Source organism: Streptomyces sp. HUAS TT11, from assembly GCF_051553595.1.
Taxonomy (GTDB): Bacteria; Actinomycetota; Actinomycetes; order Streptomycetales; family Streptomycetaceae; genus Streptomyces.
On record NZ_CP196184.1, the window covers coordinates 6,254,756 to 6,279,033 of the forward strand.

General features: G+C 70.9%; 24 protein-coding genes. 10 read left to right on the top strand and 14 right to left on the bottom strand.

Annotated features, from left to right (window positions below; translation table 11 throughout):
- Window positions 1-173 precede the first annotated feature (173 nt).
- Window positions 174-1,085, bottom strand: coding sequence for a hypothetical protein (locus ACSHXN_RS27780; protein ID WP_438303995.1), 912 nt, complete (start codon window positions 1,083-1,085; stop codon window positions 174-176).
- A 406-nt stretch (window positions 1,086-1,491) separates the two neighbouring features.
- Between ACSHXN_RS27780 and rfbA the strand changes: the two genes are divergently transcribed.
- From rfbA to rfbD, 4 genes are all read left to right on the top strand, one after another.
- The gene (gene rfbA / locus ACSHXN_RS27785; protein ID WP_355134978.1) at window positions 1,492-2,436 is read left to right on the top strand and encodes a glucose-1-phosphate thymidylyltransferase RfbA; all 945 of its coding nucleotides are present in this window, start codon (window positions 1,492-1,494) and stop codon (window positions 2,434-2,436) included.
- 50 nt (window positions 2,437-2,486) lie between these two features.
- Entirely contained in the window at window positions 2,487-3,116 is a 630-nt protein-coding gene (locus tag ACSHXN_RS27790; RefSeq protein WP_438303997.1) for a dTDP-4-dehydrorhamnose 3,5-epimerase family protein, read from the top strand.
- A gap of 130 nt (window positions 3,117-3,246) precedes the next feature.
- Window positions 3,247-4,221 (top strand): dTDP-glucose 4,6-dehydratase, encoded by a 975-nt coding sequence (gene rfbB / locus ACSHXN_RS27795; RefSeq protein WP_355800791.1) that lies wholly within the window; start codon window positions 3,247-3,249, stop codon window positions 4,219-4,221.
- Window positions 4,218-5,120 (top strand): dTDP-4-dehydrorhamnose reductase, encoded by a 903-nt coding sequence (gene rfbD, locus ACSHXN_RS27800; RefSeq protein ID WP_355134972.1) that lies wholly within the window; start codon window positions 4,218-4,220, stop codon window positions 5,118-5,120. The genes rfbB and rfbD overlap by 4 nt, the downstream gene beginning before the upstream one ends.
- A 109-nt stretch (window positions 5,121-5,229) precedes the next feature.
- Here rfbD and ACSHXN_RS27805 read toward each other — a convergent pair whose 3' ends face one another.
- Both ACSHXN_RS27805 and ACSHXN_RS27810 read right to left on the bottom strand, forming a co-directional pair.
- Window positions 5,230-6,504, bottom strand: coding sequence for a glycosyltransferase (locus tag ACSHXN_RS27805; RefSeq protein ID WP_355134970.1), 1,275 nt, complete (start codon window positions 6,502-6,504; stop codon window positions 5,230-5,232).
- 6 nt (window positions 6,505-6,510) lie between these two features.
- The gene (locus ACSHXN_RS27810) at window positions 6,511-7,122 is read right to left on the bottom strand and encodes a tetratricopeptide repeat protein (protein WP_355134968.1); all 612 of its coding nucleotides are present in this window, start codon (window positions 7,120-7,122) and stop codon (window positions 6,511-6,513) included.
- 319 nt (window positions 7,123-7,441) lie between these two features.
- Here ACSHXN_RS27810 and ACSHXN_RS27815 point away from each other — a divergent pair, with 319 nt between their 5' ends.
- Window positions 7,442-8,233, top strand: coding sequence for an EI24 domain-containing protein (locus ACSHXN_RS27815; RefSeq protein WP_356113089.1), 792 nt, complete (start codon window positions 7,442-7,444; stop codon window positions 8,231-8,233).
- Here ACSHXN_RS27815 and ACSHXN_RS27820 read toward each other — a convergent pair.
- Window positions 8,220-9,485, bottom strand: coding sequence for a pyroglutamyl peptidase (locus ACSHXN_RS27820; protein WP_355134964.1), 1,266 nt, complete (start codon window positions 9,483-9,485; stop codon window positions 8,220-8,222). The two genes, ACSHXN_RS27815 and ACSHXN_RS27820, sit on opposite strands and share 14 nt — an antisense overlap.
- 149 nt (window positions 9,486-9,634) lie before the next feature.
- Complete coding sequence (locus ACSHXN_RS27825; protein WP_355135110.1) at window positions 9,635-10,213, bottom strand: TetR/AcrR family transcriptional regulator; 579 nt, start codon at window positions 10,211-10,213, stop codon at window positions 9,635-9,637.
- Between the two features lie 102 nt (window positions 10,214-10,315).
- Between ACSHXN_RS27825 and ACSHXN_RS27830 the strand changes: the two genes are divergently transcribed.
- The gene (locus ACSHXN_RS27830; protein ID WP_438304003.1) at window positions 10,316-12,772 is read left to right on the top strand and encodes a beta-glucosidase H; all 2,457 of its coding nucleotides are present in this window, start codon (window positions 10,316-10,318) and stop codon (window positions 12,770-12,772) included.
- 84 nt (window positions 12,773-12,856) lie between these two features.
- Here ACSHXN_RS27830 and ACSHXN_RS27835 read toward each other — a convergent pair whose 3' ends face one another.
- Together ACSHXN_RS27835 and ACSHXN_RS27840 are read right to left on the bottom strand one after the other, a co-directional pair.
- On the bottom strand, window positions 12,857-13,867 hold the full coding sequence (locus tag ACSHXN_RS27835; RefSeq protein WP_356113095.1) for an aldose epimerase family protein: 1,011 nt from the start codon (window positions 13,865-13,867) through the stop codon (window positions 12,857-12,859).
- Window positions 13,868-13,877: 10 nt separating this feature from the next.
- On the bottom strand, window positions 13,878-14,780 hold the full coding sequence (locus ACSHXN_RS27840) for an SGNH/GDSL hydrolase family protein (RefSeq protein WP_438304005.1): 903 nt from the start codon (window positions 14,778-14,780) through the stop codon (window positions 13,878-13,880).
- A 240-nt stretch (window positions 14,781-15,020) separates the two neighbouring features.
- Here ACSHXN_RS27840 and ACSHXN_RS27845 point away from each other — a divergent pair, with 240 nt between their 5' ends.
- Window positions 15,021-15,515: a DUF3145 domain-containing protein gene (locus tag ACSHXN_RS27845; protein WP_355134956.1), complete on the top strand. Its 495-nt coding sequence runs from the start codon at window positions 15,021-15,023 to the stop codon at window positions 15,513-15,515.
- 72 nt (window positions 15,516-15,587) lie between these two features.
- Here the strand turns inward: ACSHXN_RS27845 and fabF are convergent, their stop codons facing one another.
- From fabF to fasR, 5 genes are all read right to left on the bottom strand, one after another.
- Complete coding sequence (fabF, locus tag ACSHXN_RS27850) at window positions 15,588-16,859, bottom strand: beta-ketoacyl-ACP synthase II (RefSeq protein WP_355800777.1); 1,272 nt, start codon at window positions 16,857-16,859, stop codon at window positions 15,588-15,590.
- 122 nt (window positions 16,860-16,981) lie between these two features.
- Window positions 16,982-17,230 (bottom strand): acyl carrier protein, encoded by a 249-nt coding sequence (locus tag ACSHXN_RS27855; RefSeq protein WP_043440034.1) that lies wholly within the window; start codon window positions 17,228-17,230, stop codon window positions 16,982-16,984.
- Window positions 17,231-17,333: 103 nt separating this feature from the next.
- A complete protein-coding gene (locus ACSHXN_RS27860; protein WP_355800775.1) occupies window positions 17,334-18,365 on the bottom strand; it encodes a ketoacyl-ACP synthase III in 1,032 nt (343 codons plus the stop codon).
- Between the two features lie 16 nt (window positions 18,366-18,381).
- Window positions 18,382-19,296: an ACP S-malonyltransferase gene (locus ACSHXN_RS27865; RefSeq protein WP_355134950.1), complete on the bottom strand. Its 915-nt coding sequence runs from the start codon at window positions 19,294-19,296 to the stop codon at window positions 18,382-18,384.
- An 89-nt stretch (window positions 19,297-19,385) separates the two neighbouring features.
- Window positions 19,386-20,591 (bottom strand): fatty acid biosynthesis transcriptional regulator FasR, encoded by a 1,206-nt coding sequence (gene fasR / locus ACSHXN_RS27870; RefSeq protein ID WP_355134948.1) that lies wholly within the window; start codon window positions 20,589-20,591, stop codon window positions 19,386-19,388.
- Window positions 20,592-20,675: 84 nt separating this feature from the next.
- Here fasR and ACSHXN_RS27875 point away from each other — a divergent pair, with 84 nt between their 5' ends.
- A complete protein-coding gene (locus ACSHXN_RS27875; RefSeq protein ID WP_355135108.1) occupies window positions 20,676-21,329 on the top strand; it encodes a pirin family protein in 654 nt (217 codons plus the stop codon).
- Between the two features lie 9 nt (window positions 21,330-21,338).
- On the opposite strand, the gene ACSHXN_RS27880 is transcribed toward ACSHXN_RS27875, so the two are convergent.
- Together ACSHXN_RS27880 and ACSHXN_RS27885 are read right to left on the bottom strand one after the other, a co-directional pair.
- Entirely contained in the window at window positions 21,339-22,160 is an 822-nt protein-coding gene (locus ACSHXN_RS27880; RefSeq protein WP_438304010.1) for a serine hydrolase domain-containing protein, read from the bottom strand.
- A gap of 10 nt (window positions 22,161-22,170) precedes the next feature.
- Complete coding sequence (locus ACSHXN_RS27885; protein ID WP_438304012.1) at window positions 22,171-22,650, bottom strand: GNAT family N-acetyltransferase; 480 nt, start codon at window positions 22,648-22,650, stop codon at window positions 22,171-22,173.
- A gap of 95 nt (window positions 22,651-22,745) precedes the next feature.
- On the opposite strand from ACSHXN_RS27885, the gene ACSHXN_RS27890 reads away from it, so the two are divergent.
- Together ACSHXN_RS27890 and ACSHXN_RS27895 are read left to right on the top strand one after the other, a co-directional pair.
- Window positions 22,746-23,222 carry a MerR family transcriptional regulator gene (locus ACSHXN_RS27890; protein WP_059131409.1) on the top strand — a complete coding sequence of 159 codons (477 nt, stop codon included), beginning with the start codon at window positions 22,746-22,748 and terminating at the stop codon, window positions 23,220-23,222.
- Entirely contained in the window at window positions 23,219-24,232 is a 1,014-nt protein-coding gene (locus ACSHXN_RS27895) for an aldo/keto reductase (RefSeq protein WP_438304014.1), read from the top strand. Before ACSHXN_RS27890 ends, ACSHXN_RS27895 begins: the two co-directional genes overlap by 4 nt.
- Window positions 24,233-24,278: the final 46 nt, after the last annotated feature.

Genomic DNA, 24,278 nt, shown 5'->3' on the forward strand with positions numbered 1-24,278 from the left:
CACCGTGACGTCTGCCTGATCGGGGTCGTTCGATACGACGGGGCCGCACCCTTGGACGTGGGGTGCGGCCCTCCGGCTTCCCCGCCTTGTGCCCGTCTGGACGGGCACAAGGCGGGCCGCCGCCGCAGAAGGACTGCGACGACGGCCCCTTCGGGTGAGCTGCCTACCAGTGGCTACGGCGCGGGCTGGGCGTGGCAGATCACGTAGGCCTGGAACCCTCCGCCGAGGACGGTGGCGGATGCCGTGGTCTGCCATCCGGTCGCTGGGCCGGACTGAGTGCCCACGCCCACGGGCACCGGATTGTTGGCGGTGACATTGAGCGGCGCCAGGACACCGGTGGCCATGTAGCCGCCACCGGTGGCGGAATCGTCGTCCAAGCACTGGGCGGTCGACTGTACGCCCAACCCGACGGCGTTGTTGCCCTTGATGACGTAGGTGTCCAGAATCGCCCCGCCCGGGTCGCCCGGCAGACCTTGTGTTCCCGCGGTGCCCTGCGGGCCCTGTGTTCCCGTGGTGCCCTGCGTTCCCGGGGTGCCCTGCGGACCCTGTGTTCCTGTGGTGCCCTGCGTTCCCGGGATGCCCTGCGTTCCCGGGATGCCCTGCGCGCCCTGTGCTCCTGTGGTGCCCTGCGTGCCGGTGACACCCTGGGAACCCTGTGTTCCCGGAACTCCCTGGGAACCCTGTGTTCCCGGAACGCCCTGCGCTCCCTGTGTTCCCTGAGGGCCGCCGAAGGCTCCCTGCGCTCCCTGTGTGCCCTGGGGCCCCTGGGTGCCGACACCGGGGACGCCTTGCGGGCCACGAATACCCGGTACGCCCTGGGGGCCCTGGAAGCCGCGCGGACCTGGCTCGCCGCGGTCACCGCGTTCGCCGCGTGGACCCTGTGGGCCGCGGTCGCGGTCGTTGGCCCTGACCGTCGTAGCACCGTTCGGCCCCGGCAGCCCCAGGCTGTGCTGGGAGCCCGAGCGCTGGACGGCATCGGCGATGGCCACCGTGCTCGGGACGACGTTGAGCACCGCAGCGAGGGTGCCTGCCGAAACCAGGGTGACGGTTCTCACCCGGTTGCGGCCGATGGTTTTACGGTTCACCAGACATCCTTCCGTGAAGAACATTGGAGTGGGCCGTGGCCGCCCGTGCGAGGCAGGCCGAGGAGCCCGCGTGGTTGCCGCGGAAACACCAGGCGCCCGGAGAAGGCTCACGGCCTTCACTGCGGGCGACGGCAATGCGATCGAATGGTGTGTTTGTGCGGCGTTCGTGGAGAGTTACGGACGGCGTCATTGTTCACAGACGATCAGGTCCGCCTCATTCGCGGCCCGCGCCGGACAGACAAGATCACCCGTGTGGCAGGGTGGAAAGATGCAAACCTGCCGCTCGTTCGGCTGCACTCTTGAACCGTGTGACGGTGGAATTGGTATCCATAAAGGCTTGACCGACTGCAAATCGCGGCTCGTGTCAGCGTATTGAAGGTGTGTCAGGCTCCTCTATGGTGGCGCCATGCGTGGAATTCTGCTGGCAGGCGGCACCGGCTCGCGACTCTGGCCGCTGACCCGATCCGTTTCCAAACAGCTTCTGCCGGTGTTCGACAAGCCCATGGTCTATTACCCGCTTTCCACACTGGTGTTGGCGGGGGTCAGTGAAATCCTCGTCATCACGACCCCGGGCGACCAGCAGCAGTTCCGCTCGCTGCTCGGCGACGGGAGCCAGTTGGGTCTGCGCATCGACTATGTGACGCAGGAGCGCCCCGAGGGAATCGCCCAGGCTTTTGTACTGGGCTCCGAATTCATCGGGGACGAATCCGTGGCGCTGATCCTGGGCGACAACATCTTCCATGGCTCGGGCCTCGGCGCCCGGCTGGCGCACGAGGACGGGATGCGCGGCGGCCAGGTGTTCGCCTACCAGGTCGCAAACCCGTCGGCCTACGGTGTGGTCGAGTTCGACGAGCAGGGCCGTGCACTCTCCGTCGAGGAGAAACCGGCTCGGCCGAGATCCCCGTACGCCGTGCCCGGACTGTACTTCTACGACAGCCGGGTCGTGGAGATCGCCCGCGGACTGCGGCCCAGCGCACGTGGCGAGTTGGAGATCACGGACCTCAACCGGGTCTACCTCGACGCAGGTGAACTCCGCGTCACCCGGCTCGACCGGGGCACCGCCTGGCTGGACACGGGGACCTTCACGTCCATGGTGCAGGCCTCGGAGTTCGTCCGGGTGATCGAGGAGCGCCAGGGTCTCAAGGTCGGCTGTGTCGAGGAGGCGGTCTGGCGGGTCGGACTGATCGACGACGACCAGCTGCGCGAACTGGCGCGGCCGCTCCTCAAGAGCGGGTACGGCCAGTACCTGCTGGGGCTGCTCGACGACGAATGGTGCACCGTCGTGCCGCAGCGCGGCGGCGGACCGCGCCAGGGGGAGCCGTTCCGGGCGCAGCCCCTCGCGGTCAAGTGACAGTGGCCGGGACTCGGCCGCACGTGCCGTCTGTGGAAGGAATGCATCGGGTGAGACCGCTTGGCATCGAAGGGGCCTGGGTGGACACGCCCCGGGCGTTCACGGACCGGAGGGGCCGCTTCCATGAGTGGTTCAGGGCCGACCGGTTCCGCGAGGCGACCGGTCACACACTGCGGCTGGAGCAGGCGAACTGCTCCCGGTCCCTGCGCGGCGCTCTCCGCGGCGTCCACTACGCGTCGGTCCCGCCGGGGCAGGCCAAGTACGTGACGTGCATCGGCGGAGCGGTGCTCGACGTGGTCGTGGACATCCGTACCGGCTCCCCGACCTTCGGCAGCTGGGAGGCGGTCCGGCTGGACGACCAGGAGCACCGGGCCGTCTACCTCTCCGAGGGTCTGGGTCACGCCTTCATGGCGCTGGAGGAGGGCTCCACCGTGGTCTACCTCTGTTCCGAGGGATATGCGCCGCAGCGGGAGTTCGGTGTTCATCCCCTCGACCCGGCGCTGGCGATCGAATGGCCCACGGATCTCGGTCCCGAACTCTCCGACAAGGACGCCGCGGCTCCCACACTGGCGGAGGCCGAGCGGCAGGGACTGCTGCCCTCCTATGCGGAGTGCGTCGCACATCGACGGCGCCTGCGGACCCTGCCGGACGAACACCCGGTCGCGGTGTCGCCGGCGTGAAGCGAACCCGCAGCGGTGCCCCGGTCCCGGTGTCGCCGGCGCTCGGCGCGCCGTCGTCCCGCGTTCCGGCCCCATCACGAAGAAGCAGTCACCCGGCCGTAGTTCCGGCACGTCAGAGCATCGGAGAACCATGCGCATCCTTGTGACCGGCGGGGCCGGCTTCATCGGTTCGGAATTCGTCCGGAGGTGGCTGAGTTCCGATCCGACGGCACACGTCACGGTCCTGGACAAACTCACCTATTCCGGCGTCGAGGAGAATCTCGCGTCCGTGGCCCGGCATCCCGGTTACCGCCTCGTGCGCGGCGACACGTGCGATCCCGATGTGGTCGACCAGGTGACGGCGGGTCAGGACGCCGTCGTGCACTTCGCCGCCGAGTCGCACGTGGACCGGTCGATCGCGGGAGCCGGGCCCTTCGTCCACACCAACGTCGTCGGCACCCAGGTACTGCTGGACGCGGCGCTCCGCCACCGTGTCGGCCGGTTCCTCCAGGTCTCGACGGACGAGGTGTACGGCTCGATCAGCGAGGGGTCGTGGACCGAGGAGTGGCCGCTCGCGCCCAACTCCCCCTATTCCGCTTCGAAGGCGGCGGCCGACCTCCTCGTGCTCGCCTGCCACCGCACGCACGGCATGGACGTGGTCGTGACCCGGTGCACCAACAACTACGGGCCCCACCAGTTCCCCGAGAAGGTCGTTCCGCTGTTCATCACCAACCTGCTCGACGGGAAGAACGTCCCCCTCTACGGGGACGGCCGCCACATCCGCGACTGGCTGCACGTCGCGGACCACTGCCAGGGCATCGAACTGGTCCTGCGCGGAGGGAGGCCCGGGGAGGTCTACAACATCGGCGGCGGAACCGAGGTGAGCAACCACAAGCTCACCGGCCTGCTGCTGGACGCCGTCGGGGCCGACTGGGACCGGGTCACGTACGTGACCGACCGCAAGGGCCACGACCTGCGCTACTCGCTGGACGACAGCAAGATCCGCGAACAGCTCGGCTACGCGCCCCGGTTCCCGTTCACGGAGGGGCTCGCGGCCACGGTCGCCTGGTACCGCGACAACCGCTCCTGGTGGGAGCCGCTCAAGACCAGAGGGGAGCGGGGATGACCACGAAGTGGCTGGTGACCGGTGCGGGCGGGATGCTCGGCCGGGACGTGCTGACGGAGCTCGCCGCCGAGCCGGACGCCGAGGTGACCGCCCGGACGCGCAGCGGGCTCGACATCACCGACCCGGAGGCCGTGCGCGCGGCCGTCGCCGGGCACCACGTGGTGGTCAACTGCGCCGCGTGGACGGACGTCGACCGTGCCGAGCAGGAGGAGGAGGCCGCGACCGCCGTCAACGGCGCCGCCGTGCGCCATCTCGCGAGCGCCTGCGCGGACGCGGGGGCCGTCCTGCTGCATGTCTCCACCGACTACGTCTTCAGCGGCGACACCGGGTATCCCTACACCGAGGACGCGCAGACCGGCCCGCTCAACGCCTACGGCCGGGGCAAGCTGGTGGGGGAGCGGGCGGTGGCCAAGCTGCTGCCCCGCACCGGCTACACGGTACGCACCGGCTGGCTCTACGGGACGCACGGGCGCAACTTCGTGGCCACCGTGCTCGAACTCGCCGGCCGGCGCGCGACCCTGGACGTGGTCGCGGACCAGTACGGCCAGCCCACCTGGTCCGGTGCGCTCGCCCGGCAGTTGGCCGCGCTCGGCCGCGCCGCAGTGGCCGGCCGCGCGCCGGCGGGCATCTACCACGGTACGTCCGCCGGCCGGACGACCTGGTTCGGACTGGCCCGGGAGACCTACCGGCTCAGCGGCCTCGACCCCGAGCGCATCCGCCCGGTCGGTTCGGAGGCCTTCCCGCGCCCCGCCCGCCGTCCGGCGTTCGGGGTGCTGGGGCACGGCGCCTGGCCGCGCGCCGGTGTCCTCTGTCAGCCACGCTGGCAGGAGCAGCTGTCGGCGGCCCTGGACACGTCCCGGTTCGCGGAGCTGGCCGCCGCGGCCCGTGTCCCGGGCTGACCGGGCGGCCCGGTCAGCCCGGAGGTCCGGGCGAAGCGGGTGGACACGCGGTGGACGCATGGTGCCCGCCCTGCCCGTGCGGTTCCGGGCAGGGCGGGCACCGTCGGTCTCAGACCAGCAGCGGCCCGCCGTTGCGCACCGCGCCCTCCTTCATGGCGATGAGGTTCGCCACGACGTAGGAGATGTTGTTCGTGGAGTGCCACTCGGTCGGGAAGTACGTCACCAGCCGGGAGCTCTGGAAGCGCGCCTCGATCTCGGGGACGAACGCCCGGTACTGGTTGTCGGTGTAGTACCAGAACGAGTTCTCGTTGTAGAACGCGACGTGTGTGGGGTCCTGGTAGGCACCGCGTCCGTCGGAGCTGGGCGTCATGGTCAGCAGCATGCCGCCCGGCGCGAGGAGCCGGTACAGCTCGTTGATCAGTGGCACCTTGGCGGGGACGTGCTCGAGGAAGTCCACCGCCCGGATCAGCCCGACGGACGCGTCCGGCAGGTCCAGTCTGTCGGGCAGCGTCGCCACGAGGTCGACGCCGTCTCCCGGGTGCTGGTCCACTCCCAGGTAGCCGGGCGGCTTGCGGTGGGCCGCGCCGAGGTCGAGCGCCACCAGCCCGCGGCGCTGGGTCCAGGCGAGGGCGTTGGCCTCGATGTACTTGTCGTAGAGGGCGACCGTCTCACGCTGGATGTGCGCGTTGATCTCCTTGTCGCGCTGGGTGTTCGCCCCGTGCATGCGCTGGAGGTAGAGGCAGCGCTCGATGTGGTGGAAGTCGCCGGCCTGGAAGAGCCGGGACATCATGTCCTGGTCGTCCAGCACCGTGCGGGTGGCGTCGTAGCCGCCGACCTTCTCGTAGACGTCCCTCCGGAACGAGCGCACATGATTGGGCGCGTACCAGATGTACGAGACGTTGTGCGGCGTCGGTGCCATGGTCCTGGCCGCCAGCAGCCGCCGGCCGTCGACGTCCACCTCCTCGTACTTCCAGCCGTACGTCTCGTTGAACCGGGAGTCGTCCCGTCCGCCGTCCTCGGTGATCTGGGCGGTGTTGCTGTAGACGAAGACGACGTCCGGGTGCTCGTCGAACGCCTTGCCGATCTCGGCCAGGCAGTCCCTGGCCAGCAGGTCGTCGTGGTCGAGTTCCACGAGGATCTCGCCGCAGGCGAGTTCGCAGGCCCTGCGCTTCGCCGCCCCGACGCCCCTGACGTCGTCCGCGATCTCCACGCGGACCCGCTCGTCGGGCCGTTCGGGTCGCCAGCGGGCCCCGTTGTTGAGCAGGACGATCCACTCCCAGTCCGAGCAGGACTGCGCCTGCAGCGTCGTCAGGCACTCGTCCAGGAAGCTCGGCCGGTGGCTGGGGGTGAAGACGGAGAACCTGGGTGTCGCATTCGACGTCATCTGGGGCTACCTGCCTGAGGTCTCGGTGGATTCGGAGCTGGTTTCGACGGAGTCCTTGAAGGGCTTCGGTACTTGGGAGCGCAGGGAAGGGTCGAGGTCGACGGCGTGCTGGTAGGCGTCCTGTGCCTTTTTGTCGAGGCCCTTGATGGCCATCGTCTCGCCGATCTGGAAATAGGCGGTGGAGGCCTTCGGGTTGACGGAGACGGCCCGCTGCAGCAGCTCGAGTGCCCGGTCGGGGTCGCTCTTCTTCAGCAGCAGGGCCTTGTTGAAGAGAGCCGATGTGAACGACGAGTCGGCCTTGAGAGCGGAGTCGTACGCCTTGAGGGCGTCCGCTCGCCGGCCCTCCCTCTCGGCCACGACGCCCATGTTGTACCAGGCGAGTTTGTTGTGCGGGTCCAACTCCAGGACGCGTTTGAAGGTGGCTTTCGCACCGTCGAAGTCCTGGTACTGCACCTGCAACAGACCTGCCTGCATGAGTGCGTCGGCCTTGAGCGCGGTACGGGGAGCGTCGTCGGACTTGGCATCCGGAGCCTTGGCCGGCTGCGACATGATGGCCCAGGTGGCCGTTCCTGCGGCGACCGCGACCGCTGCGCCGACGCCTGTCCACAATCTTTTCACTTGTCACATCTCAGGGAGTCGGGATGGGATCCGGCTGCGTGAGGAGCCCGGTGGACGAGGCCGGGTGTCATGGCACCCGACGGTCGTCATGGCGGCCAAGGTAACGATGCGCCCGATATGTCGTCATCTGCCGTAGGTGATCAACTGCCGCAGACCACCCGAACGTACGTATACCGGACGGGAGGAGTGGCATCGGACCGTGAATTCCGTTGTATTAAAGGGTCATTAGTCGAGCGCCCGGTTGATGTCGCCGCAGGCCGGCCGCTACGGCCGTGGCACCGGCGCGGGGCCGGGCGAGCGCCTCGGTAAAGTTCTCCCCATGCGTGATCTCGGGGTGGGATTCGGTCGTCTTCTGTCGGGCCAGCGATGGGTGGCCCGGCACGGCAGGCAGTACGGCATCGGCCTGCTGCCGGGGCTGATAACCCTCGTCCTGTACGCGGCGGCGCTGTTCGCCCTGGCCCTGTGGGGCGAGGACGCCGTGGCCTGGGCGACGCCGTTCGCCGACGGCTGGCCGAGCCCTTGGCTCGGCCTCTTCCGCGGCTTCCTCACGGTCGTGCTCTTCGCACTCGCCCTGCTGCTGGCCGTCCTCACCTTCACCGCCGTCACGCTCGTCGTCGGCCAGCCGTTCTACGAGAGCCTCTCGGAGGCGGTCGACCGCGACGTCTCGCCGGACGGCACGGCCCCGCAGTCCGGTCTGCCGCTCCACCGCGACCTGTGGATATCGATCCGGGACAGCGCCCGCATCCTCGTCCGTGCCATGGTCTGGGGTGTTCTCCTCTTCGCCCTCGGCTTCCTTCCGTTCGTCGGCCAGACCGTCGTGCCCGTGATCGGCTTCTTCGTCACCGGCTTCTTCCTCGCGGAGGAGCTCACCGCCATCGCCCTTCAGCGCCGCGGGGTGGAACTGCGGGAGCGCCTCGCGCTGTTGCGCTCCCGCAAGCTGCTCGTCTGGGGTTTCGGCACGCCGCTCGGCCTTGCCTTCCTCGTCCCGTTCGTCGCCGTGTTCCTGATGCCGGGCGCGGTCGCGGGCGCCACGCTGCTGGCCCGCGACCTGCTCGCTGAGGATACGGCCGAGGAGCGGGAACCGGAGGGGGAGCAGGTCACCCCCGCCTGAGGCCGGGTCCGGAGGCGGAGTTCGCCGCCACCGTCACGATCGCCCGGATCTGCGCGATGATGTCGACCCGGTTGCGTACGAACTCGGGGTCGGTGACCTTCCCCGTCGCGGGGTCCGTGTTCCCCGCCCCGAACTGCAGGACCGGTGTGTGGACATGCCCGCCGGGCAGAGTCCCGTGCAGTCCGAGACGGTCCCGCAGCAGCGTCGCCCGGTACGCGATCTCGTTGGAGAGATAGTCGCCGCCGCCTCCTGCCCGCGCCGTCGAACCCGGGGTCGGGCCGTCCGCCCGTACGACGGGGGTGCTGCCGCCCGCCGGGATCTCGGTGACCTCCGTGTGGTCGTAGACGGGGAAGCGGCCGGTGTCCGCCGCGACGATCGCACGATACGGAAGGGTCGTCGACGTCCACTGAGGCTGTGTGGCCGGGTGGGCGACCGGGACCGTGCCGGTGCTGCTGACGTCGGCGTTGTCCGGGAAGCCGCCCCGCCAGCCCCCGTTGGTCCGCTCGATGTCGAAGCGTCCGACTCTGCCCTGGCTCACGGTCGTGAACAGGTCGACCTTCGGCAGGTACGGCCGCAGTGACCGCTCCACCGTCATGTCGGCGAAGTCCTGCCAGCGCACGGGGAACACCATGGTCTCGATGCGGGCGGGACCGTCCGCCGTCCGGACCGTGGTGCCGTCCAGCGCGAGCGCCCCGGCCCCGGAGGGGTTGGAGATCCGGATGTCCCGGTCCAGCGTGAACGGGTCGAACCCGGTCAGCAGGATCCGCTTCACACCTCCCTCGTGCGGGTACCGGACGGTGTCCTGACCGCGCGAGGTGGTCTCCAGCTCCGACAGGAGCCTCGCGCGTCGGCCGTCGGACAGGCCGAAACGCGGCTCCCACGACCGTACTTCCCGGGTCATCGCCAGCCGTGCCCAGTACAGCGGCCGGTCGTCGTCCCGGCTCAGGTCCCCGCCCATCGGCCCTCGCCCCTGCGCCCGGTCGACGGCCCGCTGCCACAGCCGTGATCCCCGCCGGGCGACGACGCGTTCGGCCTGTGCGTAGGAGTGGCTCCTCGCCAGTGCCCGGGCGAACTCGGGTGCGACGGAGGCGAATCCGGATCGCCTGAGGATCTCTTGCGGGACCGCGCCGTCGAGTCGCTGTTCCTCGACGGTCGCGGTGGGGGCCGGGCCGGCGGTCGCCGTCTGCGGGACGGCCAGTCCCGTGAGAAGGGTCAGTCCCAGGACGCCGAGCCGAACACATTGGGAGATCAAGGGAGTTCAGGTCCTTCCGGTCGCAGTGGGGTGCGTGGTGCCGGACCGTCGCAGTATCGCCTGAGGGAAGCGGTGGATGCCATGGGGCGGAAGTGGGGGCGGCGGAGCTGCCGCGCGCCTCGCCGGCCGGACGTGGAAGGAGGCGCCCCCTACTCCGCCTCGCCGAGGAGCACCAGGAAGTCCCGGAACGCCGCCGGCATGTCCACCGAGTCCGGGTCGAGCAGCCACTGGTACTGCAAGCCGTCCATCACCGCCACCAGCAGCGGTGCGGCACGCTCCGGGGTCAGGCCGCTCGGCAGCAGGTCCCCGTACTCGGAGCGGAGCGTCGCCGCCATGCTCGACCGCACGTCGCGGTACCGCTCGGTGAAGTACCCGCGCGCGGGATGCCCCTCGGTGACGCTCTCGCCGAGCAGGGCCGAGAACGTCTGCACTATGCCGGGCCGCATCGCGTTGTACTCCACGAGGGCGGCGAGCAGTTCCAGACGCCAGCGGCCGTCCGGGACCGCGTCCCACTGGTCGCGCTCCTTGAGCACCGCGACCAGCAGTGTGTCCTTCGTCGGGAAGTAGTGCAGCAGCCCCTGCTGGGTCAGGCCCACCCGCTCGGCGACGGCGGCCATGCTCGCGCCGCGGTAGCCGCGCTCCGCGATCACCTCCAGGGCCGCGCGCACGATCTCGGCGCGCCGCTCCTCGTTCCTGGCCCGGGCCGTCATGGCGTCACCGTACGGCATGCGACCCCTCGTCATATTGCGACGGGATAACGAAACCTACCGCTCCACAGGCATCGGGTGCACGATGGAGACCGCCGATGGCTTTCGACGAGGAGGTGCCGCATGGCGAGGACGGCAGCCAGGACAGCGAAGACCCCGCGGGACGAGGCGCGTGAGGCCGTGGTCGAGGCGGCCCTCGGCAAGCTCGGGCTGGACGCGAAGGCCCGACTGCTGGCCGGCCAGGACATGTGGTCCCTTCCCGCCCTCCCGGAGATCGGCCTGACGTCGCTGGTGATGTCCGACGGCCCGATCGGCGTCCGCGGGGTGCGCTGGACCTCCGACGACCCGTCCGTCGCACTGCCGTCCCCGACCGCCCTCGCCGCCACCTGGGACCCCGGCCTGGCCCACCGCGCCGGTGTCCTCCTCGCCCAGGAGGCCCGCCGCAAGGGCGTCCACGTCCTTCTCGCGCCCACGGTCAACCTGCACCGCTCCCCGCTGGGCGGCCGGCACTTCGAGGCCTACAGCGAGGACCCGTACCTGACCGGACGGATCGGCACCGGATACGTCCAGGGGGTGCAGTCCGGCGGCGTCGGCACCACGGTCAAGCACTTCGTCGCCAACGACGCCGAGACCGATCGCTTCACCGTGAACAACGTCGTGGACGAACGCACCCTGCGCGAGCTGTACCTCGCGCCCTTCGAGGCCATCGTCACCGGTGCCCGACCCTGGGGCATCATGACCGCCTACAACACGGTCAACGGCACGACGATGACGGAGCACGGCCGCCTGGTGGACGGGGTCCTGCGCGGCGAGTGGGGCTTCGACGGATTCAACGTCTCCGACTGGACGGCGGCCCGCTCGACCGTTGCCGCCGTCGAGGGCGGCCTGGACGTCGCCATGCCCGGTCCGCGCACCGTGTACGGCGAGGCCCTCGCCCGGGCCGTGCGCGACGGACGGGTCGAGGAGGCCAGGGTCGACGACGCCGTGCGCAACGTCCTCCGGCTCGCCGCCCGCGTCGGCATCCTGGAGGGCGCCGAACCCGTCGTGACCCGTCTTCCCGAGCAGGTCGACGGCGAGGCCCTGGCCCGTGAGACGGCCCGCCGCTCCTTCGTGCTCGTGCGCAACGAGAACGCCGCGCTCCCGCTGAGGCCGCACGGCACGGTCGCCCTGATCGGCGCCGCGGCCCGTGACGCCCGCGTGCTCGGCGGCGGCTCCGCGACGGTCTTCCCGCCCCGGATCGTCTCGCCGCTCGACGGTCTGACCGCCGCCCTCCCCGAGGGCAGCCTGACGTATGCCGTCGGTGCCGACCCGACCACCGAACTCGCCGTGGCCGACCAGGGCTTCTCGCTTCGGGCGGTCTGCCGTGACGCCGAAGGGAACGTCCTCGGCACCGGATCCGCGCCCAGCGGGCACATCCAGTGGATGGGTTCGGACCTCCCCGAGGGCGTCACCCACGAGGCCCTGCACAGCGTCGAGCTCACCGGAACGTTCACGCCCCGCGCATCCGGCCCGCACATCTTCGGCGTCAAGGGCGTCGGCGCCTTCCGGCTCGTCGTCGACGGCACGACCCGCTACGACGGCGTCCAGCACCCCGCCGTCGAGGGCAACCCCTTCGAGGCGCTGTCCGGCGCGCCGGTGCCACGGGCCCGGGCCGAACTCACCGCCGGGACGGCGGTCGAGGTGTCCCTCACCCATGTGGTCGAATTCCCCGACCGCATCCCGATGAAGGTCGTCGGATTCACGCTGGCCCACCAGGAGCCGCAACGCGACCCCGACGCATTGATCGCCGAGGCCGTCGAGGCCGCCCGCGGCGCCGACACCGCCGTCGTCGTGGTCGCCACCACGGAGCGCGTGGAGTCCGAGGGATTCGACCGCACGGACCTCCGGCTCCCCGGACGGCAGGACGACCTGGTGCACGCCGTCGCCGCCGTCAACCCGAACACCGTCGTGGTCGTCAACTCGGGATCCCCGGTGGAGTTGCCGTGGCGTGACGACGTCGCTGCCGTGCTGCTGAGCTGGTTCCCCGGCCAGGAGGGCGGCGCCGCGCTCGCCGACGTCCTCACCGGCGCCCATGAGCCCGGCGGTCGGCTGCCCACCACCTGGGGGCCGCTGGAGGATGCCCCGGTCACCCAGGTGGTTCCGCAGGACGGCGAACTCCACTACACCGAGGGGGTGTTCATCGGACACCGCGCCTGGGAGAGGGCGGGCAGGGAGCCCTCGTACCCCTTCGGCCACGGCCTCGGCTACACCGACTGGACGTATGAGTCGATCGAGGTCGACGGCACGACGGTCAAGGTCCGCGTCCGCAACGCGGGCTCACGGCCCGGGCGTGAGGTCGTCCAGGTCTATCTGGGCCCGGCCGAGCCGGACGCCCTGCGTCCGGTCCGCCGGCTGGCCGGTTTCGCGGGCGTCGAGGCGGCTCCGGGGGAGAGTGTCGACGTGGTCGTGGAGCTACCGCGGCGGGGTTTCGAGATCTGGGACCAGGTTTCGAACATGTGGTCGTTTGTGAAGGGTTCGTACGAGGTTGCGGCAGGCCGCTCGATCGCGGACCGCCGCGTCACGGTGACGATTAACGTCTGACCCGGGAGAAGTCCTCCACGAGCAGCCCCGGTCCGGGACCTGACCCCTGGACCGGGGCTCGTGGCGTACCCGCCGCGGTGCCGGCTAGTCGCGGGTGCCGAAGCCGTACACCGTCTGCGAGCGGTAGAGCTCTCCCGGCCGCAGCACCGTGCTCGGGAACGCCGGGCGGTTCGGGGAGTCCGGGAAGTGCTGCGTCTCCAGTGCGATCCCGTCGCCCGGTGCGAACGGGGCACCGAGGTGGTCCCCGGTGTAGAGCTGGAGACCGGGCTCGGTCGTAGCGACGGTGAGCACCCGCCCGGACGCCGGGTCGTGCAGCTCGGCCACCTGCTCGGGGGCGGCGGTCACGCCCTTGTCCAGCACGAAGTTGTGGTCGTACCCCGGGCCCGCCTTCCGCGGCGTCCGGAAGTCGAAGCGGGTGCCGGCCACGTCCTGGAGCTCGCCCGTCGGGATCAGCTCCTCGTCCACCGGAGTGATGCGCGAGGCCGAGATCGTCAGCTCGTGCCCGCCCGTGTGCCCCGAACCGGCCAGGTTCCAGTACGAGTGGCTGGTCATGTTGACGACGGTCGGCGCGTCCGTGACCGCCTCGTACGCGATCCGGAGCGCCCCGCCCGGTCCGAGGGTGTACGTCGCGGAGACCTCGAGGCGGCCCGGGAAGCCCTCCTCGCCGTCCGCGCCGACCCGGGACAGCCGTACGCCGTGCTGGACGGGCTCCACGTCCCACACGCGCTTGTCGAAGCCCCGCGCACCGCCGTGCAGCGAGTTCGGCCCGTCGTTCGGCTCGAGCACGCAGGTCCGGCCGTCGAGCGGGAAGCGGGCGCCCCCGATGCGGTTGGCGTAACGCCCGATCAGCGCCCCCAGGAACGGCTCGGGGTGGGCGAGGTAGCCCTCCAGGTCCGGGAAGCCCAGGACCACCTCCGCCGGGTGGCGTCCCCCGCCGCCGGCCCCGCTCGAGCGCTCGGACCCCCACCGGTCCGGGACCTGGACCGACTGCACGATCCCGCCGTACGACAGGATGCGCACCCGCACCCCGTCCCGCTCCAGCGTCCAGCGATGGACCGGTGTGCCGTCGGGAAGTGTGCCGAAGAGTTCGCTCATACGGGAAACCCTAGGTCACCGGGTCTTTCGCGGTGATGGTGCGGTAGGCGATCTCCGCCAGCCGCGCCTGGCCGTTCCGGCTCGGATGGAACCAGTCCCACTGGCTCAACTGGTCGGTGCCGAAGCGGTAGTCGAAGACGGCGTTTCCGTCGAAGCGGCACCGCCGGTCCTTCTCGCACACATCCTTCAGGACCCTGTTGTAGGCCTCCACCCGGGCCTGCACCTTGGCGCGCCGGTCCGTGGCCGCGGCGTCCAGGGCGTCCGCGTTGCCCAGCATCGACGGGCAGACGCCCAGCTTCCACACCTGCTTGCCGATCGGGCTGGTGCGGCCCTGCGACCACAGCCGCTTCAGGTTGGGCACGCTGGAGACGTACACCTGCGTCCGGGGCAGCTCCCCGCGCAGCGCGTCCATCGCCTCCTTGAACTGGGCGCGGAAGTCGGTGACCGAGGTCATCGCGGAGACGGTGGAGCGGCAGGCGTCGTTGGCGCCCGCCATCACCGTCACCAGCTCCGGCTTCCGTTGCGCCGCCTGCTCCATCTGTGCGGCGACATCGGACATCCGGGCCCCGGTCACCGCGAAGTTCCAGCTGTTGAGCGAGGCCCCGCTCGCCCCGAGGAGCCGTACCGCGAGGCTGTCGACGTGGGCGTCGCTGCCCGTCGCCCACGACACCTCGGGGCAGTCGGACAGCACGGTGCAGGCGTCGAAACCACGGGTGATGGAGTCACCCACCGCGGCGATCGAGCCGGGGCGGCGGTCCCAGAGCGGCGAGGGCCTCGGGGACGGCTTCGGCTGAGTGGTGGTGGCCCGGGGAGAGGACTCCTCGCCGCCGGTGGCGTCGCACGCCGCGAGCCCGAGGACGGCGGCCGTGGCGAGCGCCACGACGGCGCGCGAGCGGTGGCTTCGCTTCCGCATCCCTGGTCCCCTCGTTCGTGGTCCACCACCGGCCGGCCGGTGGACGCCGTCGTTCGGCGGCGCTTCGAACACGCTGGGTCGGTCCCGCGTCCCCTTGGGTGAAACCTCGGTGTTCGGTGCCGTCCGGACCGACGGTACGTCACACTCCTTGCGCCGCCGCACGGTAGCCTCGCCCCGTGGCCGCCCCGCCACGCTCCTTCCGTAAAGTTACAAGATGTCGCGGTCTGCCCGGAGGTTCAGGTGACGACACGTGGAGTCCTGTACGTGCACTCCGCGCCACGCGCACTGTGCCCGCACGTCGAGTGGGCAGTCGCGGGCGTGCTGGGCACGCGCGTCAACCTCGACTGGATCCGGCAGCCCGCCGCACCCGGCACCTGGAGATCCGAGTTCTCCTGGCAGGGCGAGGCCGGCACGGCGTCCAAACTGGCATCCGCGCTGCGCGGCTGGCAGCTGCTGCGCTTCGAGGTGACCGGGGAACCGTGCCCGACCGCGGAGGGCGAGCGCTACAGCTGCACCCCCGACCTCGGCATCTTCCACGCGGTCACCGGCATCCACGGTGACATCCTGATCCCCGAGGACCGGCTGCGCGCCGCACTGGTGCGCTCCCAGCGCGGCGAGACGGAGCTCGAGGCCGAGCTCGCCAGACTGCTGGGCAAGCCGTGGGACGACGAGCTGGAGCCGTTCCGGTACGCGGGAGAGGGCGCGCCGGTGCGGTGGCTGCACCAGGTCGTCTGAAGGCCGTCCCCCGACAACGGCTGAAGGGCCCCCACCGGGTGGTGGGGGCCCTTCAGCGTGTCGGGCGCCGCGTCAGATCGTGCGGAACGCCAGGACGACGTTGTGGCCGCCGAAGCCGAACGAGTCGTTCAGCGCCGCGATACGGCCCTCGACCGGCAGCTTGCGGGCCTCGCCGCGGACGATGTCGGCACTGGCCTCGGCCTCGGGGTCGAGCTCGCGGACGTTGATGGTCGGCGGGGCGACCCGGTTGTACAGGGCGAGGACGGTCGCGACCGACTCCACACCGCCCGCACCACCGAGGAGGTGACCGGTCATCGACTTGGTCGCGGAGACCGCCATGTGGTCGGCGTCGTCACCGAAGACCTTGCGCAGCGCCTTCAACTCGGCCACGTCACCGGCCGGGGTGGAGGTGGCGTGCGCGTTCACGTGCACGATCTCGGCCGGGTCCAGGTCGGTGTTGTCGAGCAGGTTCTGCAGGGCGCGCGAGATGCCGCGGCCCTCGGGCTCCGGCTGGACGATGTCATGGCCGTCGGCGGAGATGCCCTGGCCGACCGCCTCCGCGTAGACGCGGGCACCGCGCTGGGCGGCGTGTTCGGCCGACTCCAGCACCAGCACGCCGGCGCCCTCGCCCAGGACGAAGCCGTCCCGGTCCACGTCGTAGGGCCGCGAGGCGCCCTGCGGGTCGTCGTTGTTCTTGGACATCGCCATCATGTTGCCGAACGCGGCGATGGGCAGCGGGTGGATCGCGGCCTCCGTACCGCCGGCGACGACGACGTCTGCGCGGCCGGTGCGGATCATCTCGATGGCGTAGCCGATGGCCTCGGCGCCGGACGCGCAGGCGGAGACCGGGGTGTGCACGCCGGCCCGGGCGCCCACGGCGAGGCCCACGTTGGCGGACGGGCCGTTCGGCATCAGCATCGGCACGGTGTGCGGGGAGACGCGGCGGACGCCCTTCTCCTTCAGCACGTCGTACTGATCGAGGAGGGTCGTCACACCACCGATGCCGGAGGCGATGACCGCGCCGAGGCGGTCGGGGTCGACGGCGGGGTCCTCACCGGCCTTGTCGGTGAAACCGGCGTCCGCCCAGGCCTCCTTGGCGGCGATCAGCGCGAACTGCGCCGAGCGGTCAAGACGGCGGGCCTGCGGACGCGGGATGACCTCGGACGGTTCCACGGCGATCTCGGCGGCGATGCGGACCGCCTGCTCGGCGGCCCACTCGTGCTCGAGGAGGCGGACACCGGACTTGCCGGCGACCAGGCCCTCCCAGGTGGAGGCCGCGTCGCCACCCAGCGGTGTGGTTGCGCCGATACCGGTGACGACCACGGTGCGATTGGTCGAGCTCACGGGAATTCTTTCTCCAACGTGTACGAGGATTCGGCGGCGCCACCGCCGGGTGGCGGGGCAACGGCCCGCTGGACAGCTCGCAGCCCGTCATCGGGCTGTCGTCTGTCCAGGTGATCGGTTGATCAGGCCTGGTGCTTGAGGATGTACTCGGCGGCGTCACCGACGGTCTTGAGGTTCTTGACGTCGTCGTCGGGGATCTTCACGTCGAAGCGCTCCTCGGCGGCGACGACGACCTCGACCATGGACAGCGAGTCGACGTCCAGGTCGTCGGTGAAGGACTTGTCCAGCTGGACGTCCTCGGTGGGGATCCCGGCGATCTCGTTCACGATCTCGGCGAGACCGGCGACGATCTCTTCCTGGGTGGCGGCCATGTCAGGCGCTCCTTCGTATGTATCCAGAGGGTGTGGCGCCCGCCGCGTCAGCGGCAGGGGTGTGCAGTTCCCGCGCCGGACCGCATGATCCGGCACGGAGTGCCTAGGGGAGGGTAACGACCGTCGCTGCGTACACGAGACCCGCCCCGAAGCCGATGACGAGCGCGGTGTCGCCGCTCTTCGCCTCGCCGGTCGCCAGGAGCCGCTCCATCGCGAGCGGGATCGAGGCGGCCGAGGTGTTGCCGGTCGTGCGCACGTCGCGGGCGACCGTGACGTGCTCCGGCAGCTTGAGAGTCTTCACCATCGAGTCGATGATCCGCACGTTGGCCTGGTGCGGGATGAAGACGTCCAGGTCGTCCGCGCTGATCCCGGCCGCGTCCAGCGCCTGCTGGGCGACCTTCGCCATCTCGAACACGGCCCAGCGGAACACCGCCTGGCCCTCCTGGGTGATCGCGGGGAACTTGACGTTGCCCTCGCTGTCGACCGGGAGCTTGGAGACGTCGCCGAGCCTGAACTCGTTCCACGGCACGGTCTGCTTGATCGTCTCGGACTTGTCGCCCTCCGAGCCCCAGACGGTCGGGCCGATGTGCGGCTCCTGCGCCGGGCCGACGACGACCGCGCCGGCGCCGTCGCCAAACAGGAAGGCGGTGGCCCGGTCCTCGAGGTCCGTCAGGTCGGAGAGCCGCTCCACGCCGATGACGAGGACATACTCGGCGGACCCCTCGACGATCATGCCCTTGGCGAGCGTGAGGCCGTAGCCGAAGCCCGCGCAGCCGGCCGAGATGTCGAAGGCGGCGGCCTTGTCCGTACCGAGCCTGTCCGCGATCTCGGTCGCGATCGCCGGGGTCTGGCTGAAGTGCGAGACGGTGGAGACGACGACCGCGCCGATCTGCTCGGCGGCGATCCCGGCGTCGGCGATCGCCTTGCCGGACGCCTCGACCGACATCGCGGCGACGGTCTCCTCGTCGTTCGCCCAGTGGCGGGTCTCGATGCCGGAGCGGGAGCGGATCCACTCGTCGGAGGAGTCGATCTTCTCCAGGATCACCTCGTTGGGCACCACCCGGACCGGGCGGTAGCCGCCCACTCCGAGGATGCGCGCGTACGGAGCGCCCTTCCGTGCCTTGATCTTCGACATGCTCTGGGGCTCCTAATCAGGCGCTGTGCTCGGCGACGAGGTCGCGCGCCGCGTCGAGGTCGTCGGGGGTCTTCAGGGCCAGGGTCGCGACGCCCGGCAGCGCGCGCTTGGCGATGCCGGTCAGGGTGCCGCCGGGGCACACCTCGATCATCGCGGTCACGCCCAGCTTCTCGAACGTCTCCATGCACAGGTCCCAGCGGACCGGGTTGGCGACCTGGCCGACCAGGCGCTGGAGCACCTCGGCCCCGGTCTCCACGACCTGTCCGTCCTTGTTCGAGACGTACGCGACCCGTGGCATGGCGGGGGTGAGCGCCTCGGCGGCCCGGGCGAGAGCGTCGACGGCGGGCGCCATGTGGTGGGTGTGGAACGCACCCGCCACCTTCAGCGGAACGACGCGGCGCACTCCTTCGGGCTTGTCCGCCTCCAGCGCGGCGAGTTGCTCCAGGGTGCCGGCGGCGACGATCTGCCCGGCACCGTTCACGTTCGCCGGGGTCAGGCCCAGACCCTCCAGGTGCGGGATCGTGGTCGTGGGTTCGCCACCGAGCAGCGCCGACATGCCCGTGGGCGTGCTGGCGGCGGCCTCGGCCATGGCCAGGCCCCGTCGGCGCACGAGCGTCAGGGCCGCCGTCTCGTCGAGGACCCCCGCGAAGGCGGCGGCGGTGATCTCCCCGACGCTGTGGCCCGCGACGGCACCGGGGACCGTGTCACCGAGTGCCGCGGCGGACAGCAGACCGGCGGCGACCAGCAGCGGCTGGGCCACGGCGGTGTCCCGGATGGCCTCGGCGTCGGCCTGGGTGCCGTAGTGGGCGAGGTCGAGGCCGATGGCGTCCGACCACGCGGCGATACGGTCGGCGGCACCGGGCAGTTCGAGCCAGGGAGTCAGGAAGCCGGGCGTCTGGGCGCCCTGGCCGGGAGCGACGAGTACGAGCACTCTCACACTCTCTCTTGGGGACGGCCACGGCCGCCCGTGGGGACAGGGACGAAGAACGGCAGGGGGTTTTGTGGGCCCCCGACAAAAGCCTAGGTCTGCGGATCCCCCTCGGTGAGCCGTCCCAGGATCAGCGCGATCCGCAACGTGAACGCGGAGCGTACATCAGAGGGCGACCAACCGGTGACGTCAGTCACACGTCGGAGCCGGTAGCGCACGGTGTTCGGGTGAACGAACAGCATTCGGGCGGCACCCTCGAGACTCGACGCCTGCTCCAGATAGACGCTGAGGGTTTCCAGGAGCGCGGAGCCCGCCTCCTCCAGCGGTCTGTAGATCTCCTCCACCAGCTGCGCGCGGGCGCTGGGGTCACCGGCGATCGCGCGCTCGGGGAGCAGGTCGTCCGCCAGCACCGGGCGCGGTGCGTCCTGCCAGGCAGAACACGCCTTGAGGCCCGCGGCGGCGGCCTGCGCGGAGCGGGTGGCGGCGAGCAGATCGGGCACGACGGGACCGGCGACCACGGGCCCGGCGGCGAAGGGGCCGATCAGTGACCTGGCGACGGCGAGCGGGTTGTCGCTGCCTCCGGCGATCACCACGAGCCGGTCCCCGAGCACCCCCGTGAGGACCTGGAGCTTGGCGTGCCGTGCGGCCCGCCGGATGGCCTCGACCGTCAACTCGCTGTCACCGTCGGGCGCCGTTCCCAGCACCACACACACATGTTCGGGTGAGTTCCAGCCGAGCGCCGCGGCCCGGCTGACGGCTCCCTCGTCGGCCTCGCCGCTGAGCACGGCGTTCACGACCAGCGACTCGAGCCGGGCGTCCCAGGCACCGCGTGCCTCGGCGGCCTGCGCATAGACCTGGGCGGTGGCGAAGGCGATCTCGCGGGCGTACACGAGGAGCGCCTCGCGCAGCACGGACTCGTCGCCCGGAGCGGCCACCTCGTCGATGGCGGACTCCATGACCTCGATGGTGGTCCGCACCATCTCCACGGTCTGCCGCAGAGTGATGGCGCGCGTCAGTTCGCGCGGCGCGGTGCCGAAGACGTCGGTGGAGATCGCCTGGGGCGCGTCCGGGTGCCGGAACCACTCGGTGAAGGCGGCGATGCCCGCCTGGGCCACGAGACCGATCCAGGAGCGGTTCTCCGGTGGCATGGCCCGGTACCACGGCAGCGTCTCGTCCATGCGCGCGATGGCCTGCGCGGCGAGGCTTCCGGAGGACTTCTCCAGCCGCTTCAGGGTCGCGGCGTGGGGATGGACGGAACGTACTGCGTGGTCTGCGTGGCTGGCTTCGGGTTCGGGCACGGGGACAAGACTGCCTTATCGGGCCCGGCGCGTGCGGTGGGGGTCCCGGGGGGCGGGAAGGACGGGGCTACGGTGGTTGCCGTGATGGACGTACGGCGCGCCGGCGAGCGCTACCGGGGAGGGGACCCGGTCGCCGGGATCGAGTCCCTGCACGCCTTCAGTTTCGGCCCGCACTACGACCCCGACAACCTCCGCTTCGGCGCCGTGCTCGCCTGCAACGAGGAGCGGCTCGCTCCCGGGGCGGGCTTCGACGAGCACCCGCACAGCCACACCGAGATCGTCACATGGGTGGTGGAGGGCGAGCTGACCCATCGCGACTCGACGGGTCACGCCTCGGTCGTCCGGCCCGGAGACGTCCAGCGGCTGAGTTCGGCGGGCGGTGTGCGCCATGTGGAGCGCAATGACGCCGACGTCCCGCTCGTCTTCGTCCAGATGTGGCTGGCGCCCCTGGAACCGGGCGGCGAGCCCGCGTACGAGGTGGTCCACGGCATCGCCGACTCCACGCCGTACGCGGTCCCCCAGGCGGGAGCGATGCTCCATGTACGCCGCCTCGGGCCGGGGGAGCGCACCGCGGTGCCGGACGCGGCGTACGCCTACGTCCATGTGGTGCGCGGCGAAGTGCTCCTTGGCGGAGCGGAGTTGGGGCCGGGCGACGCGGCGCGGATCACGGACGTGAAGGACATGGAGGCCGTGGGCCTGACGGAGGCGGAGCTGCTGGTCTGGGAGCTGGCCGGTTAGCCGGGCGCCTCAGCCGCGCAGTTCCGCCAGCACCGCGTCCGTGAACGGTGTCCACGCCTCGACGGCCCACGGGCCGAAGGCACGGTCCGTCAGCGCCACGCACGCCGCGCCGGCGTCCGGGTCGATCCACAGGAACGTGCCCGACTGCCCGAAGTGACCGAACGTCCGCGGCGAGGACGAACCGCCTGTCCAGTGCGGCGACTTGGAGTCCCGGATCTCGAAGCCGAGCCCCCAGTCGTTGGGGTTCTGGTGCCCGTACCCCGGCAGCACGCCCTTCGTGCCCGGGTACTGCACCGTCATCGCGTCCGCCACCGTCCGCGGGTCCAGCAGCCGGGGCGCCTGCACCTCGGCCGCGAACCGTACGAGGTCGGCGACCGTCGAGACACCGTCCTTGGCCGGGGAGCCGTCGAGGCTCGTGGAGTCCATGCCGAGCGGCTCGAGGAGGGCCTGGCGCACGTACTCGAAGAACCGGATGTCCGTCGCCTTCGCCACATGATCGCCCAGCACCTCGAACCCGGCGTTCGAGTACAGCCGCCGCTCGCCGGGTGCGGACGTGACGCGGTGTTCGTCGAACGCCAGCCCGGAGGTGTGCGCGAGGAGGTGCCGGACCGTGGCGCCGGGCGGCCCGGCGGGCTCGTCCAGCTCGACCGCCCCCTCCTCGTACGCCACGAGCACCGCGTACGCGGCGAGCGGCTTGGTGACCGACGCCAGCGGGAAGCGGTGGTCGACCGGGCCGTGCATGCCGAGCACGGTGCCGTCCGCGCGGACGACCGCCGCGGCGGCGGCGGGGACGGGCCAGTTCTCGATCAGCGCCAGACTCTGCAGGGACATGCCTCCGACACTATGCGCTTCCCAGGTGCAGCCGCATCGAGGGGTCCGGCTTGCGGACGAAGCCCAGCGAGGCGTAGAGGGGTTCGGCCTCGGCGGAGGCGTTCAGATCGACCTGGCGTACGTCCTGCGCGCGGAACCAGTCCAGCAGCGTCTCCATGCAGGCGCGTGCATAGCCCCGGCGGCGCGCGTCGGGGTCGGTGGCGACGCTGAAGACGTGCCCGACCCGCCCGTGCGGGTTGCCCAGTCGGCCGATCCGGTACTCGACGGTCCCGGCCACCAGCGCGGCCAGCGCCCCCGGCCGCTCGGGATGGTCGATCACGAATGCGACGAAACCGCCTGCCGGATCGGCGAGCCGGTGGCGCACGGTGGGCAGGGACTCCGTGTGCCAGTGTGTGGAGGTGTCGGCGGAGAAGACCGAATCGATCATCACCTGGCGCAGTCGCAGCAGCTCTTCGGCGTCCTCGGGCACGGCCCGGCGTACGAGACTCATGGCGCGCACGCTAGTGGCGCCCGGCCGGCGGGGCTCGGCATTTTCCCCTTGTTCCGCTTGCTTGGAGTGCACTCCAAGGTTTTAGCGTGGGGTTCATGACGGTGATGGAGACCTTGACCGAGGCGGCCGACAACGGGACCGACATCTGCTCCGTACCGCCCGGGAGGCATCCCCGTCCCGACGGGCAGGACAGCTACACCATCAGCGAGGTCGTCGCCTTCACCGGACTGACTGCGCACACCCTGCGCTGGTACGAGCGGATCGGGCTCATGCCCCACGTGGACCGCTCGCACACGGGCCAGCGCCGCTACTGCAACGCCGACCTGGACTGGCTCGACCTCGTCGGCAAGCTCAGGCTCACCGGTATGCCGGTGGCCGACATGGTGCGCTACGCGGAACTGGTGCGCGCCGGTGACCACACGTACGGCGAGCGCTACGAACTCCTGGAGGCGACCCGCAGGGACGTGCTCGCCCGGATCGCGGAGCTCCGGGACACGCTCGCGGTACTCGACCGCAAGATCGACTTTTATGGGGACGCCGGGCGCGCCCTCGCGTCGGAGAGGCCCCGATGACGGACAGCAGGATCGCCGAGGCGCGGCTCGGCGACGGGCCGCAGGTGGGGGTGCAGGGCCTCGGCTGCATGGGCATGAGCTGGGCCTACGGCCCCTCGGACGCCGGAGAGGCGCGTGCCGCCCTGGAACGGGCGCTGGAACTGGGCGTCACGCTTTTCGACACGGCGGACGCCTACGGCGCGGGGGAGAACGAGAAGTTCCTGTCCCCCTTCTTCCGGCGGCACCGCGACGAAGTGGTCGTCGCCACGAAGTTCGGGATCTCCTCGTCGCCGTACGAGCCGTACAAGCGGATCATCCGCAACGACCCGCAGTACATCCGCCAGTGCGTCGAGGCGAGCCTCAAGCGACTGGACGTCGAGGTGATCGACCTCTACTACATGCACCGGCGCGATGTGACGGTTCCGATCGAGGAGACCGCCGGCACCATGGCGGAGCTGGTGCGCGAGGGGAAGGTCAGGCAGCTCGGCCTGAGCGAGGTCACGGCCGGTGAACTGCGCGCGGCCCACGCCGTCCACCCGATCGCCGCCGTGCAGTCGGAGTGGTCGCTGTTCAGCCGGGACATCGAGGCGAACGTGGTGCCCGCGGCCAAGGCACTCGGCGTGACCCTGGTGCCGTACTCGCCGCTGGGGCGCGGTTTCCTCACGGGTTCCTTCTCCAACGCCGACACCGACCTCACGGACGAGGACTTCCGCCGTACGATGCCCCGCTTCACAGGGGAGAACGCGGCCGCCAATGTGGCGTTGCTGGAGCCGATCCGGGCCGTCGCCGAGGCGCACGGCGCCTCGCCCGCGCAGATCGCCCTGGCCTGGGTCCAGCAACAGGCGGGGGTGCACGGGCTCCCGGTGGTCCCGATCCCGGGCACCACCAAGCGCACACGCGTCGAGGAGAACGTGGACGCGACCCGCGTGGTGCTGACCGCAGACGAACTGGGCCTCCTGGATCCGATCGCCGCGAGGGTCGCGGGCGACCGCTACCCGGACATGACCTTCTCGTCGGCCGGCCGGGAGTAGCGGGCTCCGCGCCTCGCCACGGGCCGCGGGGCATCGTGCGGGCACG

Excerpts from the sequence above, each read along its gene's own strand:
- ACSHXN_RS27815 (WP_356113089.1), top strand. The coding sequence starts at position 7,442 with ATGCGTGATCTCGGGGTGGGATTCGGTCGTCTTCTGTCGGGCCAGCGA.
- rfbD (WP_355134972.1), top strand. The coding sequence starts at position 4,218 with ATGACCACGAAGTGGCTGGTGACCGGTGCGGGCGGGATGCTCGGCCGG.
- ACSHXN_RS27840 (WP_438304005.1), bottom strand. The coding sequence starts at position 14,780 with ATGCGGAAGCGAAGCCACCGCTCGCGCGCCGTCGTGGCGCTCGCCACG.
- rfbB (WP_355800791.1), top strand. The coding sequence starts at position 3,247 with ATGCGCATCCTTGTGACCGGCGGGGCCGGCTTCATCGGTTCGGAATTC.
- ACSHXN_RS27890 (WP_059131409.1), top strand. The coding sequence starts at position 22,746 with ATGACGGTGATGGAGACCTTGACCGAGGCGGCCGACAACGGGACCGAC.
- ACSHXN_RS27895 (WP_438304014.1), top strand. The coding sequence starts at position 23,219 with ATGACGGACAGCAGGATCGCCGAGGCGCGGCTCGGCGACGGGCCGCAG.
- ACSHXN_RS27880 (WP_438304010.1), bottom strand. The coding sequence starts at position 22,160 with ATGTCCCTGCAGAGTCTGGCGCTGATCGAGAACTGGCCCGTCCCCGCC.
- ACSHXN_RS27875 (WP_355135108.1), top strand. The coding sequence starts at position 20,676 with ATGGACGTACGGCGCGCCGGCGAGCGCTACCGGGGAGGGGACCCGGTC.
- ACSHXN_RS27885 (WP_438304012.1), bottom strand. The coding sequence starts at position 22,650 with ATGAGTCTCGTACGCCGGGCCGTGCCCGAGGACGCCGAAGAGCTGCTG.
- ACSHXN_RS27835 (WP_356113095.1), bottom strand. The coding sequence starts at position 13,867 with ATGAGCGAACTCTTCGGCACACTTCCCGACGGCACACCGGTCCATCGC.
- ACSHXN_RS27825 (WP_355135110.1), bottom strand. The coding sequence starts at position 10,213 with ATGCCGTACGGTGACGCCATGACGGCCCGGGCCAGGAACGAGGAGCGG.
- ACSHXN_RS27855 (WP_043440034.1), bottom strand. The coding sequence starts at position 17,230 with ATGGCCGCCACCCAGGAAGAGATCGTCGCCGGTCTCGCCGAGATCGTG.
- ACSHXN_RS27860 (WP_355800775.1), bottom strand. The coding sequence starts at position 18,365 with ATGTCGAAGATCAAGGCACGGAAGGGCGCTCCGTACGCGCGCATCCTC.
- ACSHXN_RS27830 (WP_438304003.1), top strand. The coding sequence starts at position 10,316 with ATGGCGAGGACGGCAGCCAGGACAGCGAAGACCCCGCGGGACGAGGCG.
- rfbA (WP_355134978.1), top strand. The coding sequence starts at position 1,492 with ATGCGTGGAATTCTGCTGGCAGGCGGCACCGGCTCGCGACTCTGGCCG.
- ACSHXN_RS27805 (WP_355134970.1), bottom strand. The coding sequence starts at position 6,504 with ATGACGTCGAATGCGACACCCAGGTTCTCCGTCTTCACCCCCAGCCAC.